The following is a 16,711-nucleotide window of genomic DNA, read 5'->3' on the forward strand; positions in this document are numbered from 1 at the left end:
CTCCCCCTCCCCCGCCGCCACGAACTCCGCCCGCCCGAAGACGACATCGGCGAAGTGGACGCCGTAGCCGAGGGTGCCGGGCTCGGCGAGTTCGGCGACGAGGCGGCGGCGGTGCTCGGCGGAGCGGTCGGCGTCGACATCGGGCCCCGCGGACCACTCCGGCCGGCCGATCTGCACGGGCGAGTGCAGGGCGTCGCCGAACGCGATCAGCCTGCGCCCGCCGGACTCGATGACGTACGCGGTGTGGCCGACGGTGTGGCCGGGCGTCGCGAGGACCCGTACGCCCGGGAAGATCTCCTCCCCGTCGACGACGGTACGGGCGCGGGGTTCGAGGGCCGCGAGTATCTCCTCGGTGATCCCGTGCTCGGCGGGGATGCGGTGGCGGCCGTTCCACTCGTCGGCGCCGAAGAGGTACGCGGCGCCGGCGAGGGCGGGCCGGCCGTCGCCGCCCGGCGCGGGATGCCAGGCCCAGCCGATGTGGTCGGTGTGCAGATGGGTCACCGCCACGGCCTCGATCTCACCCGGCACCCGCCCCAACTCCGCGAGGTTGTCAAGGAGTCGGCCGCCGTGGATGGCACCGATCCAGGGGTTCTCCGGGTCGGCGGGCGCGGCGTCGGGGCCGAAGCCGGAGTCGATGAGCAGCGCACGGTCCCCGTACTCCACGAGGAGTCCGCCGATCCCGGCGACCAGGTAGCCCTCGGGGTCGAGATGGTCGGCGTACCGCACCCAGTCCTCGGCGGTCGACGCGGGGAACCAGCCGCGCGGCCTCAACTGCACGGCGCCGTCCGGGACATGGCTGATTCGGAGATCGCCGAGGTGGAAGGTACGGGCACGGGAAGGGCGGCGCAGCCGCTCGCCCTGAACGGTAGTGGCAGGCATGGAAAAAGGTTATAGCTCGAATCATTAGAGCTGCAACTATTTCAGCTGAACGCTTTCGCTTCCCGCTTGCGTACGATGGGACGCATGGCAACCGAACGGCAGCTCTGCGGACTGGTCACCGGACTGGCCCGGCAGATCGAGGCGCATGTGCGCGACCGCGCCGGCACGCTCGGCCTGACCGCGTCGCAGGCCATCGCACTGCGCGAGCTGACGGGCCCGCTGACCCTGCGCGAGCTCTCCGGGCGCATGGGCTGCGAGCCGTCCAACGCGACGTTCGTCTCGGACCGCCTGGAGGAACAGGGCCTGGTCGAGCGCCGCCCGCACCCCCAGGACCGCCGCGCCAAGCAACTCGTCCTCACGGACAAGGGCACAGAGCTGCGCGAACAACTCCTCGCGCGCTTCGCCGAGGGCTCCCCGCTCGCCCCGCTCACCCAGCAGGAACAGGACCGGCTGCACGCGCTGCTGCTACGGGCGGTCTCCTCGTAACCTGGCGCGTACCCGTGGGCGAGGACGCGGAACGCTGAGTCACCCGCACCGGCTGCCGCCGCGTCCTGCCCTGGGAACAGGCCAAGCAGACGACGTACGACCTGGCGGTATCGGCGAGCTACGGCGGTGAACTGGGCGCGACCCAGGGCGACTTGGCCGTATTGCCCCATGGTGTCGGCTGCGGTGAGGGCTGCAAACGCCGAACGCCGGTCCTCGGCCCCGGTTTTCGGGTCGTCGCCGGACTGGCTCCTGGAAGACGGGCGTCCGCTCGCCTCGGCCACCGTCCTCTCGCACCCCGAACAGCTAGCGCGTCTGGTGGACCGCGAGCGGCTGGCGGGTCTCGACGCGATCCCTCCGCTCGAAGGCCGGCGCCAGGCTCTGATCGCGGCCGACTGCGTGGTCGGTGACCACTCCAGCGTCACGTAGTACGCGGCGTCCATCGGCACCCCGTACTCCTCGGAGCATCACCGCAGGAGGACCTCGCCCGGCTCTCCCCCGTGGCCGCCCTCGGCCGCACGGCACCCCGCCTGGTGCGCCGCGGCCGCCTGCGGTCCCGACAGCCACCCTCGCCGCCCGGCTCGGCAGACCCAGGACATGAAAAAGCCCCAGGTCACGGCGAGTGTGTCCTGGGGCTGAGGAAGTGGACCTCAGGAGAGGGTGTCCTTGAGCTTCAGGAAGCCGCGCTGGACAACCCACTGCTGGTTGGTGTTGGTGCTGGTGCACCGGTAGATGCGGACGTTGTCGTTGTTGTTGCGGGTGCCGCCGCCATCCAGGCACATCTCATTGCCGGTGCCGATCGTGTCCTTCACCACGATCTGCCCTTCGCGGGCGACCCACTGCTGGTTGCTGGAAGCCACACATCCGCGGATACGGACGTTCTGGCCGTTGGTGCGACCGCCCGCGACGCTCAGACACATCTCGCTGCCGGTGCCGATCGTGTCCTCGACCTTGATCTGACCGCCTTCGATCACGAACCGCTGGTTGGTGTGGTCGAGGCAGTCGTAGATCCGGGCGTTGTCGTCGGAGTTGCGGGTATTGCCGATGTCCAGGCACATCCCCTTGGGGGCCGGGGGCGGGAAGGCCTCCGAGTTCCACTTGAGGTTCCTGGCGAAGGTGTTGTTCGAGCCGTGCCACAGGTAAGCCTGCACGCGGCTGCCCGTCGTGGTGGGCGCGTGCTCAATGACATAGCCCGTGGCGACGTTCTTGATCAGCTTGGTCGCCGGGTCGTACGTCCACTTGAGGTTGCGGGCGAAGGTGTTGTTCGAGTCGTGCCAGGCCGTCAGCTGCACCCGGTTGTCCGTCTGGCCGGGAGCGTGCTCAAGGACATGGCCCGTGGCGACGTTCTTGATGTGCTGGGTCTGCGGGTCGTACGTCCACTTGAGGTTGCTGGCCGTGTTGTTCGGGTCGTGCCAGAGCGTGACGTTGACCCGCTGGCCGCTGGAGCCCGGGGCGATCTCCAGGACGTAGCTGGTCTCCAGGTTCTCGATCGTGTCCGCCGGCCCGGGTACGGCGAGGGCGGCCGGGGCCTGGAACACGGAGAGGGCCACCAGTGCGGTCGTCAGGACTGCGATGACGCGCGCGGTGAGGTTCTTCAGGAGCATCGCGTTGCTTCCTGCTTCGGTTGTGTGAGTGAGACGCTCGCGATCATCAGAGGGATCTGCGGAATAAGCGACCAGGCGAAACGATCAAGTAATCAGTCCGTGTCGGACATTTACTCCGCTTGGGTCCACCAAACGTCCAAACACAACAGACCAGTGCATGTGTCCGGTGTCACCGAATCTTGAGCTCGCGCCGCGCCGCGCGGCCCGCGACAGCGGGTCAACGGCAATGTGCGGAAGCTTCGCACTTCGGGATCAGATTTCCGTCGACCTAAAACGCAGTCCCGTCAGCCCTGGGGACTGACGGGACTGCGGCGGCTTCAGAGAGTTTCGGGATTCACTGCTGTTCCTGATCCCTTAACTAAGCCCATTCAGTTGGAGAAGGTGTGGACGCTGATGACCTTCGCACAGATCGCGTACGAATGGAGCGTTCCGGAATTACCGGAGTCCATGTTGGTGGCGAAGGCCCACCACTTCTGCCCGCTGATCGGCTGGGATGAGGTGAGCTGGTACAGGTCGGCACGCGAGCTGCCTGCCGTGACGTTGGCGCCGCCCCCGGTGAGGACCTCGCCATCGGGGCACTCGGCTACGGACACGGCCCGGCCGGGGTAGCCGCCGCTCGGCGCCGGAATCGTCGAAACCTGTCCCCTCACCAGGTGCGGAACCCCGATCGACGGGTCAATCGGAACCTTCCGCGCTGTCGAGGCGTCCCCCTGTGAGGCGGCGTTTCCCACGCCGGCCATTCCGAGCATCGCGACTGAAATCGCGGCCACTGCGATCTTCTTACGCACAGTTTTTCCTACTCGCTCGTTCGAAGAGTTCTCGCGTCAGCGTGAACTCGCGAAATATGTAGCACGGTTGGAAAGGTTCAAAATGCCGGGCTCGCCGCGCCGAATGGCCGGAGAATCGACTCCCTCGCCGGGATTTCCCTTGGCGTGTCTACGGATTTAGCCACCAACCGCTCCCAGCGGACCCCGTTTCCATGAATTACAAGTTCAGCCGAATGCGGTAGCCGTAGCGAGTGCCCGTGAGCGGCCGCGCTGATCCGACAGGGCACCCGTCTTGCCCAAGTTCGGTCGGCGCGGGGAGTGTTGGGCAGCCGCCGCAGGTTGAGCAACTGGATTCTGTTCCGGGACCACCGGGGTACTGGTGTGTCGATGGGGGCCCGGTCTCTGGTTGGGTACGGGGTGGCGGCCGGTGATGACGTCTCGGGCTGCGATGCGTACAGCGTCGGCGGATCGGTCTTCGGCTCGGACCTGGGAGCGCTGGGCTCGGGCGAACGCCCCTGATGCGGCGGGGAGTTCGGCTCGCAGGCCTTCAGGGGCGCGCTGCGCGGTCGCTTCGATCAGTTCGGCGAGGGCTGCGATGTGGGCTCGGGCCCGCGCGTCGCCGCCTTCGCCCCCGGGGAGCCCGCCATGAGACCGCCGAATCCCTCGCCACCGTACGGACGTTGTGGGGCGAGCTGCTGCTCGCGATCGAGTCCCCGCCGTCGGCCGAGGGATGGCCGCCGATCCATGAGTCGAGCAGGTCGCACAGATTGCTCTCGCTCACGTTGCCGGGAAGCCTGCCGAGGCGGTTGCAAATCAGGATGGCCACGCAACGGCCACACATGAGGACGCGAAGATCATCGCGTTCCGCCCCTGCCGGGTTCCGACATGAAAAAGCCCCAGGTCACGGCGAGTGAGTCCTGGGGCTGATCCGAGCCGCCTTCGGGATTCGAACCCGAGACCTACGCATTACGAGTGCGTTGCTCTGGCCATCTGAGCTAAGGCGGCAAGCTGCGGAGATGAGGGATTCTCCCGCAGGGAGAGGTTCGCATCAGCAGCGGCGATAAGTCTACAGGGTTAGAAGGGGTGCCCCTGACCACCCCTGATCGAGGCCCCGCGCCCGGCCCACGGAAGCCCGGAACGCCGCCCGCGCAGGCCTCAGCCGGGCTCAGCGGCAGCACCGGCGCCCCGCAACAGCGCAGCGCAGCGCCTCCCTCAACACTTCTTCGCCTCCGCCGGAGCCTTCCCCTCCAAGAGGTAGCTGTTGATCGCGCCGTCGATGCAGTCGCTGCCCCGGCCGTACGCGGTGTGGCCGTCGCCGTCGTAGGTGAGGAGGCGGCCGGTGTCCAGCTGGTCGGCGAGGGACTCGGCCCACTTGTACGGGGTGGCCGGGTCGCGGGTGGTGCCGACCACGACCATCGGGGCCGCGCCCTCGGCCTTGATGGAGTGCGGCTCGCCGGTCGCCTTGGCCGGCCAGTACGCGCAGTTCAGGGAGGCCCAGGCGAGGCCCTCGCCGAAGACCGGGGAGGCCTTCTCGAACTCCGGCACCGCCTTCTCCACCTCGTCCGGGGACGTGAACGCGGCAGGCAGGTCAAGGCAGTTCACGGCGGCGTTGGCGAACATCAGGTTCGCGTACTTCCCGTCGCCGTCCCGCTCGTAGTAGCTGTCGGCGAGTGAGAGCAGGCCCGCGCCGTCCTTGTCCTGGATGGCCGTCGCGAGACTGTCGCGCAGCTGCGGCCAGGCGCCCTCGTCGTACATCGCGGCGATCACCCCGGTCGTGGCCAGGGACTCGCCCAGCTCACGGTCCATGCCGGTCGGGATCGGGGCCTTGTCCAGGGTGCGGAAGAACTGCTTCATGCGCTTGCCCGCCTCCGCCGGGGTGCCCGTGCCGAGCGGGCAGTCCTTGTGGGCCACGCAGTCCTTGGCGAAGGACTGGAACGCGGTCTCGAAGCCCTCCGTCTGCTCCAGGTTCATCTGCCGCGCGGGCAGCGACGGGTCCATCGCGCCGTCGAGCACCAGCCGCCCGGTGCGCGACGGGTAGAGGCTCGCGTATGTGGCGCCCAGGAACGTGCCGTACGAAGCGCCCACGTACTGGAGCTTCTTGTCACCGAGGACCTCGCGCAGCACGTCCATGTCGCGGGCCGCCGCCACCGTGGAGACATGCGGCAGGACCTTGCCGGACTTCTGCTCGCAGCCCTTCGCGAACCCCTTGTAGGCGGTGACGAGTTGATCCGTCTCCGCCTGGTCGTCGGGGGTCACGTCGGTCTGGGTGTACGCGTCCATCTGCTTGCCGTCGAGGCACTCGACGGGCTCGCTGCGGGCCACGCCGCGCGGATCCACGGCCACCATGTCGTACTGCGCGCGGACCGGCTCGGGGTAGCCGATCGCGGCGTACGCCTGGAGGTACTCGATCGCGGAGCCGCCCGGTCCGCCCGGGTTGACCATCAGCGAGCCGAGCCGCTTGCCGGGGCTCGTGGCCTTCTTGCGGGCGACGGCGAGCTTGATGTCGCCCTCCTGCGGCTTCTCGTAGTCGAGCGGCGCCTTCATCGACGCGCACTCGAACCCCGGCACACCGCACTCGCGCCAGTTCAACTTCTGCTCGTAGTACCCCGCCAGGGCCTTCGGGGTCTGCGTCGGCAGCGCGGACTCCGAGGCGTTGGACGGCGAACTGCCCGACGAGCAGCCCGAGACCAGCAGCGCGGCCGCGGTGAGGAGAGTGCCGCCGGTGCGGATGATGTGACGCCTGGTGTCCATCCGGCGAGCGTATCCGGAGCGTGGCAGGACGTGCACATTCCGTGGCCGCGAGGCCCGTACGAGTGATCCCGAGAGCCCAGGTCCCCGAGGCCCACGACCCGAGTGGGCGTCCCTCAGCCCCGTCTCAGGGACACGGCCATCGCCTCCACCGCGAGCAGCGGGGCCACATTGCGGTCAAGTGCCGTACGGCAGGCGGCGATCGACTCGATACGGCGCAGCGTCGTCTCCGGCGAGGTGCCGCGCGCGATGCGGTCGAGGGCGTCGCGCATCTCCGTATTGGCGAGGGCGACGCTGGAGCCGAGCTGGAGCGCGAGCACATCGCGGTAGAAGGCCGTGAGGTCGACCAGGGCGAGGTCGAGGCTGTCGCGCTGCGTGCGCGTTCTGCGGCGCTTCTGCTTGTCCTCCAGGTCCTTCATCACGCCGGCGGTGCCACGCGGCATCCGGCCGCCCTGCGCCGCGCCGAGCGCCGCCTTCAGCTCCTCGGTCTCCTTGGTGTCGATCTCCTCGGCGACCTGCTTGGCGTCCTCCGACGCCGCGTCGATCAGCTCCTGCGCGGCCTTCAGGCAGCCGCCGATGTCGTCCACCCGCAGCGGGAGTTTGAGCACGGCCGCTCTGCGCGCGCGGGCGCGCTCGTCGGTGGCCAGGCGGCGGGCCCGGCCGATGTGGCCCTGGGTGGCGCGGGCCGCGGCGGCCGCGACCTCCGGCTCGATGCCGTCCCTGCGGATCAGGATGTCCGCGACCGCGTCCACCGGCGGGGTGCGCAGCGTCAGGTGGCGGCAGCGGGAGCGGATCGTGGGCAGCACATCCTCGAGGGACGGCGCGCACAGCAGCCACACAGTGCGCGGAGCAGGCTCCTCCACGGCCTTCAGGAGGACGTTCCCCGCGCCTTCGGTGAGGCGGTCGGCGTCTTCGAGGACGATGACCTGCCAGCGTCCTGTGGCCGGCGAGAGCTGGGCCCTGCGCACCAGTTCGCGGGTCTCCTTGACGCCGATGCTGAGCATGTCCGTACGTACGATCTCGACGTCCGCGTGCGTGCCGATCAGGGACGTGTGGCAGCCGTCGCAGAAACCGCAGCCGGGGACTCCGCCCAGGGCGCGGTCCGGGCTGACGCACTGGAGGGCGGCGGCGAAGGCACGGGCGGCGGTGGAGCGGCCGGAGCCGGGCGGGCCCGTGAACAGCCAGGCGTGCGTCATCTTGGAGGCCTCGGGAACGGCCTCGCCCGCCGCCTGCGCGGTCACCTGGGCGTCGGCGTCCCGGGCGGCGGCGGCGAGCTGCGTGCCGACGCGCTCCTGTCCGACCAGGTCGTCCCATACGGGCATGGCGCCCCTGCCTCTCCGCGACACCCCGCTGCTCCGGGCGCCGCATTCCTGCTGCTTACGCTGCGACGTCCATTGTGCGGCAGGGGTCTGACAGTCGACGCCGCCCGCCGGAACGGAACCTCTCGTACCGCCCCGGCAGACCGCTATGCGCGACCGCTACCCACGCCCGCGCCCGGGCCCACGACCGGGCCCACGACCACGATCGCTACCGCCCGCCACGCCGCTTGCCGCCGCGGCCGTCCTCGTCGTCCCGCGGCCCGAGCAGTTCATCGGCGAGCGTCGGCAGGTCGTCGAGCGGGGTCTCTTCCGCCCAGTCCGGGCGGGGGCGGGCGCCGCGGCGCGGAGACAGCGACTCCGGGTCGATCTGCGGGAGTTCACGGGTCTCGTCGTCCGGCGCCCGCTCCGGGGCGGGAGCCTGCGACCGCTCGTCCCGGAAGGTGCCGTGCGGCACCCGGTCGGCCGGGTCCTGCGCGGGGCCCGCGTCGCGTACCGGAGGCAGTACCGCAGTCTCCTCGGCCGCGCCCTGAGGGGCGGGCGGCTGCGGCAGTACGGCCGTCTCCTCGGAGTCCTGGCCGCCCGGTACGGGCAGCACGGTGGTCTCGTCGGAGGCGCCGGAACCGCCCGGCTGCCGCACCGGCTCGACCTGCTGCGGCCTGACCATGGGCGTCTGCACCGTCGTCTCGCTGTCCGATTCCACCGGAGCCCCGGACTCCACCGAAGCAGAATCCGCAGCCGGAGCCGAAGCACCCGCACCCGCACCCGCACCCGGCGAAGTAGCGCGCCGAGCCTGCTCCGCGCGCAGCAGCGCCTCCTCCGCCTTGCGCTGCTTCTCCAGGCGCCGCTCCTCGGCCTCCGCCCGCAGCCGCGCCTCTTCCTCGGCCTGGCGGCGCCGGCGCTCCTCCTCGGCCGCGCGGACCTGCTCCTCGGCCTCGCGGCGCTTGCGCTCCTCCTCGGCGAGGCGGCGGGCCTCCTCGGCGCGCTGCCTGGCCTCCTCCGCCTGGCGCTCAGCCTCGCGGCGGCGCGCCTCCTCCAGCTCGCGGCGCTTGCGCTCCTCCTCCTCGGCGCGCAACTTGGCGAGCTGCTCCTGCCGTTCACGCTCCAGGCGCTCTTCCTCGGCCTTCCGCGCGGCCTCTTCCTCGGCCTTGCGCCGGGCCTCTTCCTCGGCCGCCTTGCGCGCCTCGTCCTGCGCCTTCAGCTCGGCGTCGGACAGCGGCAGCATCTGGTCGAGGCGGTGGCGTACGACCGTGGTGACCGCTTCGGGCTCCTGGCCCGCGTCCACCACCAGGTAGCGGCCCGCGTCGGCGGCGGCGAGCGTCAGGAAACCCGCCCGTACGCGCGCGTGGAACTCGGCAGGCTCCGACTCCAGGCGGTCGGGCGCCTCGGTGAACCGTTCCCTCGCCGCTTCCGGGGAGACATCGAGCAGCACCGTGAGATGCGGAACCAGGCCGTCCGTCGCCCACCGCGAGATCCGGGCGATCTCGGTCGGCGACAGGTCACGACCGGCGCCCTGGTACGCGACCGAGGAGTCGATGTACCGGTCGCTGATCACGACGGCACCGCGCTCAAGGGCGGGCCGTACGACGGTGTCGACGTGCTCCGCGCGGTCCGCGGCGTACAGCAGCGCCTCCGCGCGGTGCGAGAGTCCGGCCGACGAGACGTCGAGCAGGATCGAGCGCAGCCGCTTGCCGACCGGCGTCGCGCCCGGCTCGCGGGTGAGGACGACCTCGTGCCCCTTGGCCCTGATCCACTCGGCGAGCGCCTCGGCCTGGGTGGACTTGCCCGCTCCGTCGCCGCCTTCGAGGGCGATGAAGAACCCGGTGGTGGCGGGCGCCTGCACCGGCTCTGCGCCACGCAGCGCCTCGCTCAGGTCGCGCCGCAGCGGCACCCCGGACCGGTCGTCGGCCTTCGCGAGTACGAGAGCGGCGACCGGAAGCAGCAGCGCACCGGCCAGCATCAGCGTGAAGGCGGCGCCGCCGTGCGCGAACACGAACTTGCCGCTCTCAAGGCGGTGCGGCCCGATCGCCGCGGCCAGCAGCGGAGCGGAGATCGCGCCGAGCGCCACGAGGACGCGTACGACCGCCTGCAGGTGTTCTGTCGTACGGGCCCGCCGGAAGTCCTCGACCTCCAGGTCGAGCAGGGCGTGCCCGGTGTTGGCGGCGACTCCGGCGGTGAAGCCGGAGAGCGCGACGATGAGCAGGACCGTCGTCGGGTCGGGCACCAGACCGGCCGCGAGCAGGCCGATGCCGGTGATCGCGATGGCCAGGGCCAGCAGTCGGCGGCGGGACAGGCCGGGCAGTACGGACGGCGCCGAGCGGATGCCGATGACGGTGCCGCCGGTCAGCCCGGCGACGAGCAGGCCGAAGAGGACCGGACCGCCGTCCAGGTCCACGGCGTGCAGCACGGCCACGGCGACCGCGGCCGAGATCGCGCCGGCGACCGCGGCGCAGGCGAGCACGAACAGCGGGATGGCACCGGTGCGCCCCTTGTCCACGCCGGACCCGGTCTTCGGGCGGCGCATGCCCTCCAGCGGCGAGCGGGGGCGCGGGGTCTGGGTGTCGGGCAGCTCGATGAAGTACACGACGGAGAACGACGCCGCGAAAAGACCGGCCGCCACGTACGAGCCGAGTGCCGCCTGGTGCTGGGCGAACCAGTCGATCCCGGCGCCGAGCAGATTGCCCACGAGCGTCACGGCGATCAGGGAGAGCGCGGCCAGCGGCAGGGCGACGAACCCAGTGCGCAGGGAGAGCCGGCGCAGCGCGTCCAAGTGGTCGGGGAGCGGCCGCACCGTGGCGCCCTCGGGCGGCGGCGCGGGCAGCAGGGCGGGCGCGGCGCTCTCGCGGGACACCGTCCAGAAGCGCTCGGCGACACCGATGACGAAGCCGGTGATGAGCAGCACCGCGAGGGCGTTGTCGGGCGTCCAGTCGATCCACAGCGGCGCGACGATCAGCAGCACGGCCCGCAGGGCGTCGGCCGTGACCATCGTCCAGCGCCGGTCGAGCGGGCCCTGCGCGGAGGTGAGCGAGGTGAGCGGGCCGAGCAGGACCGCGCCGAAAAGCAGCGTGGCGAGGACGCGCACACCGAAGACCGCCGCCACGGCGAAGGCCGCTCCGCGGTATCCGCCGCCGAACGTGCTCTCCGCGACCGCCGCCTGGAGCGACAGCACCACGAGAACGAGGAGGGCGAGGGCGTCACCGATACTGCCCACCAGTTGTGCGCTCCACAGCCGCTTGAGCGGGGGGAAGCGCAGCAGCGCACGGACGGCGCGTTCGCGGGAGTCGGCGACCAGGGCGTCGTCGGGGTCGTGGTTCACGACCGTTGGCTGCTCGGCACGCGTCATCCTGTCAGCCTATCGGCAAGCGTGGTGTCCCCGGAGGCCTGGCCGAACATACGGCCGCACGCGACCGCGCCCGGCGGCCCGCCCGTACGACCGCGGGGCGGGCCGATTGCTCGGCCCGCCCCGCGGGTTAGTGCCACGCGCTCCACAGAGGCGCGGAGGAGAGTGACGGAGGTGAGTCTCAGTCCTCCGACGACGCCTCCGACGACACCTTCGCGGAGGCCGTCTTCTTGGCCGGGGCCTTCTTCGCGGCCGCGGTCTTGGCTGTGGTCTTCTTCGCCGCCGTCTTCTTGGCGGTGGTCTTCTTGGCGACCGTCTTCTTAGCGGCGGTCTTCTTGGCCGGAGCCTTCTTCGCGGGCGCCTTCTTGGCGGTCTTCTTCTTCGCCGGGCCCTTGGCGCGCTTCTCCTCGAGCAGCTCGAAGCCGCGCTCCGGGGTGATGTCCTCGACGGAGTCAGCCGCCCGCAGAGTGGCGTTGGTCTCGCCGTCCGTGACGTACGCGCCGAAGCGACCGTCCTTGACGACCACCGGCTTCCCGCTGACCGGGTCGTCGCCGAGCTCCTTGAGCGGCGGCTTGGCGGCCGCGCGGCCACGCTGCTTCGGCTTGGAGTAGATCTCCAGGGCCTCTTCCAGCGTGATCGTGAACAGCTGCTCCTCGGCGTCGATGGAGCGCGAGTCGGTGCCCTTCTTCAGATACGGGCCGTACCGGCCGTTCTGCGCGGTGATCTCCACGCCTTCGGCGTCCGTGCCCACCACGCGTGGCAGGGACATCAGCTTCAGGGCGTCGTCGAGGGTCACCGTGTCCAGGGACATCGACTTGAAGAGGGAGGCGGTCCGCGGCTTCACCGCGTTCTTGCCGGTCTTCGGGGTGCCCTCGGGGAGCACCTCGGTGACATACGGGCCGTACCGGCCGTCCTTGGCGACGATCTCGTTGCCGCCGACCGGGTCCTTGCCGAGCGCGAAGTCGCCGCTGGGCTTGGCGAGCAGCTCCTCCGCGAACTCCACCGTCAGCTCGTCCGGAGCCAGGTCGTCCGGAACGTCCGCGCGCTGGTGGCTCTCCTCGCCCTTCTCGCCCCGCTCGATGTACGGGCCGTACCGCCCGACGCGGAGCAGGATGCCCTCGCCGACCGGGAAGGAGGAGATCTCACGGGCGTCGATCGCACCGAGGTCGGTGACGAGTTCCTTGAGGCCGCCGAGGTGGTCCCCGTCGCCGTTCCCGGCGTCCGAGGCGGAGCCCTCCGCCTCGCCCTCGCCGAAGTAGAACCGCTTCAGCCACGGCACGGCCTGCGCCTCGCCCCGCGCGATGCGGTCGAGGTCGTCCTCCATGCGCGCCGTGAAGTCGTAGTCGACGAGCCGCCCGAAGTGCTTCTCGAGCAGGTTGACCACGGCGAAGCTCAGGAAGGACGGCACGAGCGCCGTGCCCTTCTTGAAGACGTACCCGCGGTCGAGGATGGTGCCGATGATCGACGCGTACGTCGACGGGCGGCCGATCTCGCGCTCTTCGAGCTCCTTGACCAGGGACGCCTCGGTGTACCTGGCCGGCGGCTTGGTGGCGTGGCCGTCGACGGACAGCGCGTCGGCGGAGAGCGCGTCGCCCTCGCTGACCTGCGGAAGCCTGCGCTCACGGTCGTCGAGCTCGGCGTTCGGGTCGTCCGCGCCCTCGACGTAGGCCTTCATGAAGCCGTGGAAGGTGATGGTCTTGCCGGAGGCGCTGAACTCGGCGTCGCGGCCGTCGGCGGCGGTGCCACCGATCTTGACCGTGACGGAGTTACCGGTCGCGTCCTTCATCTGGGAGGCGACGGTCCGCTTCCAGATCAGCTCGTAGAGCCGGAACTGGTCGCCGGTCAGACCGGTCTCGGCGGGGGTGCGGAAGCGGTCGCCCGAGGGGCGGATCGCCTCGTGCGCCTCCTGCGCGTTCTTGACCTTGCCGGCGTACGTACGCGGCTTGTCCGGCAGGTAGTCGCTGCCGTAGAGCTGCGTGACCTGCGCACGGGCCGCGGACACGGCGGTGTCCGACAGCGTCGTGGAGTCCGTACGCATATAGGTGATGAAGCCGTTCTCGTACAGCTTCTGCGCGACCTGCATGGTGGCCTTCGCGCCGAAGCCGAGCTTGCGCGACGCCTCCTGCTGCATCGTCGTCGTACGGAACGGGGCGTACGGCGAGCGGCGGTACGGCTTCGACTCGACGGAGCGGACCGCGAACCGGGTGTTCTCCAGGGCCGCGGCGAGCGAGCGGGCGTTGGCCTCGTCCAGGTGCAGCGTGTCTGACTTGAGCTGTCCGACCGAGTTGAAGTCGCGGCCCTGCGCGATGCGCTTGCCGTCGACCGTGGTGAGCCGGGCGATCAGCTGCGAGGGGTCGGAGGCGTCCCCGCCGCGGCCGGTGCCGAAGGTGCCGGTCAGGTCCCAGTACTCGGCGGAGCGGAAGGCGATGCGCTCGCGCTCACGCTCGACGACGAGGCGGGTGGCGACGGACTGCACACGGCCCGCCGACAGGCGCGGCATGACCTTCTTCCACAGGACCGGCGAGACCTCGTAGCCGTAGAGGCGGTCGAGGATACGGCGGGTCTCCTGGGCGTCGACCATGCGCTTGTTGAGCTCGCGCGGGTTGGCCACGGCGCTGCGGATCGCGTCCTTGGTGATCTCGTGGAAGACCATCCGGTGGACCGGGACCTTGGGCTTCAGGACCTCGAGGAGGTGCCACGCGATGGCTTCGCCCTCGCGGTCCTCATCGGTGGCGAGGAAGAGTTCGTCGGACTCCTTGAGGAGGTCCTTGAGCTTCTTGACCTGGGCCTTCTTGTCAGCGTTGACCACATAGATCGGCTGGAAGTCGTGCTCGACGTCCACCCCGAGGCGGCGCACCTCGCCGGTGTACTTGTCGGGTACCTCGGCGGCGCCGTTGGGGAGGTCGCGGATGTGCCCGACGCTCGCTTCGACGACGTAACCAGGGCCGAGGTAGCCCTTGATCGTCTTCGCCTTGGCAGGCGACTCGACGATGACGAGTCGGCGGCCGCCGTGTGCGGTCTCGCTGGTCGGGGACAACGTTTGCTCTTCTCTCCGGTCGACGCTCGGTGGCTCTGCGGTGGCTCCGCGAATCGCTGTTCTGCGGTCCCCGTACGCCCTCGCACGGCGGTTCGTGCACCTTCATCAGGTGACGCCGTACGCGTTCATACGGTGACGCTGCGGAGTGTGACGGTACAGCCCGCCCCCGTGTCAAACGGGAAAAGCCCGCAACGGCCACTCGAACGGTAACCCGACTACCGTCATTCCTGCCGCCCGGAGTGTCTACCTGCCCTTTCGGCAATATCCGGAATCGTGCCTCTCAGATTCCACCCGGCGGTCACACCGGAGCCACACCTGGATCATCCCCAGGTCACCCTGCCGTCCACCACTGTCCGCCACCCCGGTTTTCCGCTCCCCGCGCTGGTCACGGGTGCTCGCGGGCCGGCCACAGTCGTGCCGTCGCCGGGCCCGTTCTAGAGCCCTGCCAGAAGCCCTGCCAGGTGTCCGCTCACCGCTGCTCGCGGGAGCCCGTACGCGGCCCGATCGCCGTGGCCTTCCGTGGGACGGCTCACAGTCGCGTGAAACACCACACCCCGAGCGCCAGGGCGACCACGCCGACCCCGGCACCGAAGGCCACCGATGCGACCGGGTTCACACCCTGCGCCACCGGGGCGCGGTGCAGCGCTCTCGTTCCGGTCCATGCCAGCAGCCCGACCCCGAACAGGGTGAACACCGCTCCCGCGAAGATCGCTGGTCCGCTCTCCATGTCCGCATCCTCCCGCCCGGGTGCCCAGGGCTCGGACGCTGACACGTGCGGAACACGACCTCCACACGTCCGGGCGTCCCGGGCGCGAACCACGGGTGAACGGGGACCGTCGCGCGAGCCGACCCCGCACCCGCCGCGCCGAAGCGGGTCACGCGGGTCACGCCCCGTCGGCCCACGCGGATCGCACCCCGACCACCTACGCCGGTCGCGCCACCGGCTCCAGGAACCCCTGCTCGACCAGGAGCCGGATCTGCTGCGGCGTGCGGTCGCGCAGCAACACCGGGTCCTCGCCGACCAGTTGCGCGATGGCGTCCAGGATGCGGCCCGCGCTGAGCGTGCCGTCGCACACCCCGGCGAAGCCCGCACCGACGGTGTCCACCTTGGTGGCCCGGCGCATACCGCGGTGCTGGCGAAGCACGACGTGCTCCGGGTCCTCTGCGCCCGGGAGCCCGACCTGCTCCTGCACGACCTCGGCGCCCAGCTTGAAGTGCCCGGCGAGCAGCGCCGCGTCGTCCGTGTCCCGCAGGTAGTCAAGGCGCTCGAAGTGCGCGCGCACCTCGTCACCGAGGGGCTGCTCGACCGGGTGCGGCCACTCCTCGACGGTCACCGAGGGGTTCGCCGAGCCGGACTTCCTGAGCGTGATCCAGCCGAAGCCCACGGCTTTGGTCTCGCGGGCCTCGAACTCGTCGAGCCACTCCTCGTACCGGGCCGCGTACTCGTCGGGGTCCTGGCGGTGGTCCCCCGCGTCGCGCAGCCACAGTTCGGCGTACTGCGTGATGTCCTGCACCTCGCGCTGCACGATCCAGGCGTCGCAGTCACGCGGCACCCAGGAACGGAGCCGGTCCTGCCACTCCTCCCCCTCCACGTGCTGCCAGTTGGCGAGGAACTGGGCGTACCCCCCTTCGTTCAGCCGTGCCCCCGCCTCCTGAACGAGCGAGCGGCACAGATCGTCCCCGCCCATCCCGCCGTCGCGGTAAGTCAGGCGCGCGCCGGGCGAGATGACGAACGGCGGGTTGGAGACGACCAGGTCGTACGTCTCGTCGCCGACCGGCTCGAACAGCGAGCCCTCCTTGAGCTCCGCCGCGGGCGCGCCGGACAGCGCAAGAGTGAGCCCGGTGACGCTCAGCGCACGGGGGTTGAGGTCGGTCGCGGTGACCCGCGTCGCGTGCTGGGCGGCGTGCAGGGCCTGGATCCCGGAGCCGGTGCCGAGGTCGAGCGCACGGCCGACGGGGGTACGCACGGTGATCCCGGCGAGCGTCGTGGACGCCCCGCCCACGCCGAGCACTACGCCTTCGTCGTGGCTCCCGATGCCGCCCGCGCCGCCGACGGCGCAGCCGAGGTCCGAGACGATGAACCAGTCCGCACCGTCGGTCCCGCTGTACGGACGCACGTCCACCGTGGCCCGTACCGCGTCGCCGTCCTGGGTGAGCCACCCGTCGGCGAGGCACGCGTCGACGGGCAGAACCGACGCCACGCGCGCGTGCGGTACGGCCTGTTGGAGCAGGAAGAGGCGGACGAGCGCGGCCAGTGGCTCGTCGCCACGCGTGGCCCGCAGCGCGGGCACCGTCTCGCTCCGGGCGAGCGCGGCGTACGCGGGGGCGCCGAGGAGTTCGAGCAGTCCGTCAGCGGTGAAGTCCGCGTCGAGGAACGCCTCCCTGAGGCGGGCGGCGACTTCGGGGCGGTCGGTCGTGGGCAGGCTTGTCGTACGCACCCGGCCATTCTCCTCTTCCCGGCGCGCTCCTTCGCGCCCACCCGCGCCACGCACCGCGCGTGGGCGTCGAAAAGGCCCGGCACGCACGCGTGCCGGGCC

11 protein-coding genes, 1 tRNA gene and 1 pseudogene are annotated in these 16,711 nt (G+C 70.7%); 2 read left to right on the forward strand and 11 right to left on the reverse strand.

What is annotated here, in order from left to right; all coding sequences use genetic code 11:
* A partial coding sequence (locus GUY60_RS00005) for an MBL fold metallo-hydrolase (protein ID WP_161692722.1) occupies positions 1-879 on the reverse strand: 879 nt, incomplete at its 3' end.
* A 75-nt stretch (positions 880-954) separates the two neighbouring features.
* Here GUY60_RS00005 and GUY60_RS00010 point away from each other — a divergent pair.
* Positions 955-1,365, forward strand: coding sequence for a MarR family winged helix-turn-helix transcriptional regulator (locus tag GUY60_RS00010; protein WP_161692723.1), 411 nt, complete (start codon positions 955-957; stop codon positions 1,363-1,365).
* Positions 1,366-1,548: 183 nt separating this feature from the next.
* A complete protein-coding gene (locus tag GUY60_RS39625) occupies positions 1,549-1,791 on the forward strand; it encodes a hypothetical protein (RefSeq protein WP_312866125.1) in 243 nt (80 codons plus the stop codon).
* Positions 1,792-2,012: 221 nt separating this feature from the next.
* Here the strand turns inward: GUY60_RS39625 and GUY60_RS00020 are convergent, their stop codons facing one another.
* The 10 genes and pseudogenes from GUY60_RS00020 to GUY60_RS00060 form a co-directional block, all read right to left on the reverse strand.
* Positions 2,013-2,966, reverse strand: coding sequence for an RICIN domain-containing protein (locus GUY60_RS00020; RefSeq protein ID WP_161692724.1), 954 nt, complete (start codon positions 2,964-2,966; stop codon positions 2,013-2,015).
* Between the two features lie 368 nt (positions 2,967-3,334).
* Positions 3,335-3,616: a hypothetical protein gene (locus tag GUY60_RS00025; protein ID WP_161692725.1), complete on the reverse strand. Its 282-nt coding sequence runs from the start codon at positions 3,614-3,616 to the stop codon at positions 3,335-3,337.
* Between the two features lie 546 nt (positions 3,617-4,162).
* Positions 4,163-4,360: pseudogene (locus GUY60_RS38640) on the reverse strand (mobilization protein); the annotation flags it as partial.
* Positions 4,361-4,664: 304 nt separating this feature from the next.
* A tRNA-Thr gene (locus GUY60_RS00030) sits at positions 4,665-4,738 on the reverse strand.
* A gap of 207 nt (positions 4,739-4,945) precedes the next feature.
* A complete protein-coding gene (locus GUY60_RS00035; RefSeq protein ID WP_161692726.1) occupies positions 4,946-6,484 on the reverse strand; it encodes an alpha/beta hydrolase in 1,539 nt (512 codons plus the stop codon).
* 113 nt (positions 6,485-6,597) lie between these two features.
* Positions 6,598-7,803, reverse strand: a complete 1,206-nt coding sequence (locus GUY60_RS00040) for a DNA polymerase III subunit delta' (RefSeq protein ID WP_161692727.1) — start codon at positions 7,801-7,803, stop codon at positions 6,598-6,600.
* 205 nt (positions 7,804-8,008) lie between these two features.
* Positions 8,009-11,140 (reverse strand): dTMP kinase, encoded by a 3,132-nt coding sequence (gene tmk, locus GUY60_RS00045; protein WP_161692728.1) that lies wholly within the window; start codon positions 11,138-11,140, stop codon positions 8,009-8,011.
* A 178-nt stretch (positions 11,141-11,318) separates the two neighbouring features.
* Entirely contained in the window at positions 11,319-14,174 is a 2,856-nt protein-coding gene (gene topA, locus GUY60_RS00050) for a type I DNA topoisomerase (RefSeq protein ID WP_161692729.1), read from the reverse strand.
* A gap of 529 nt (positions 14,175-14,703) precedes the next feature.
* Positions 14,704-14,901 carry a hypothetical protein gene (locus GUY60_RS00055; RefSeq protein WP_161692730.1) on the reverse strand — a complete coding sequence of 66 codons (198 nt, stop codon included), beginning with the start codon at positions 14,899-14,901 and terminating at the stop codon, positions 14,704-14,706.
* A 196-nt stretch (positions 14,902-15,097) separates the two neighbouring features.
* Positions 15,098-16,612 carry a DUF7059 domain-containing protein gene (locus GUY60_RS00060; RefSeq protein WP_161692731.1) on the reverse strand — a complete coding sequence of 505 codons (1,515 nt, stop codon included), beginning with the start codon at positions 16,610-16,612 and terminating at the stop codon, positions 15,098-15,100.
* Positions 16,613-16,711: the final 99 nt, after the last annotated feature.

Origin of the sequence: Streptomyces boluensis (assembly GCF_009908195.1) — a bacterium.
Taxonomy (GTDB): Bacteria; Actinomycetota; Actinomycetes; order Streptomycetales; family Streptomycetaceae; genus Streptomyces; species Streptomyces boluensis.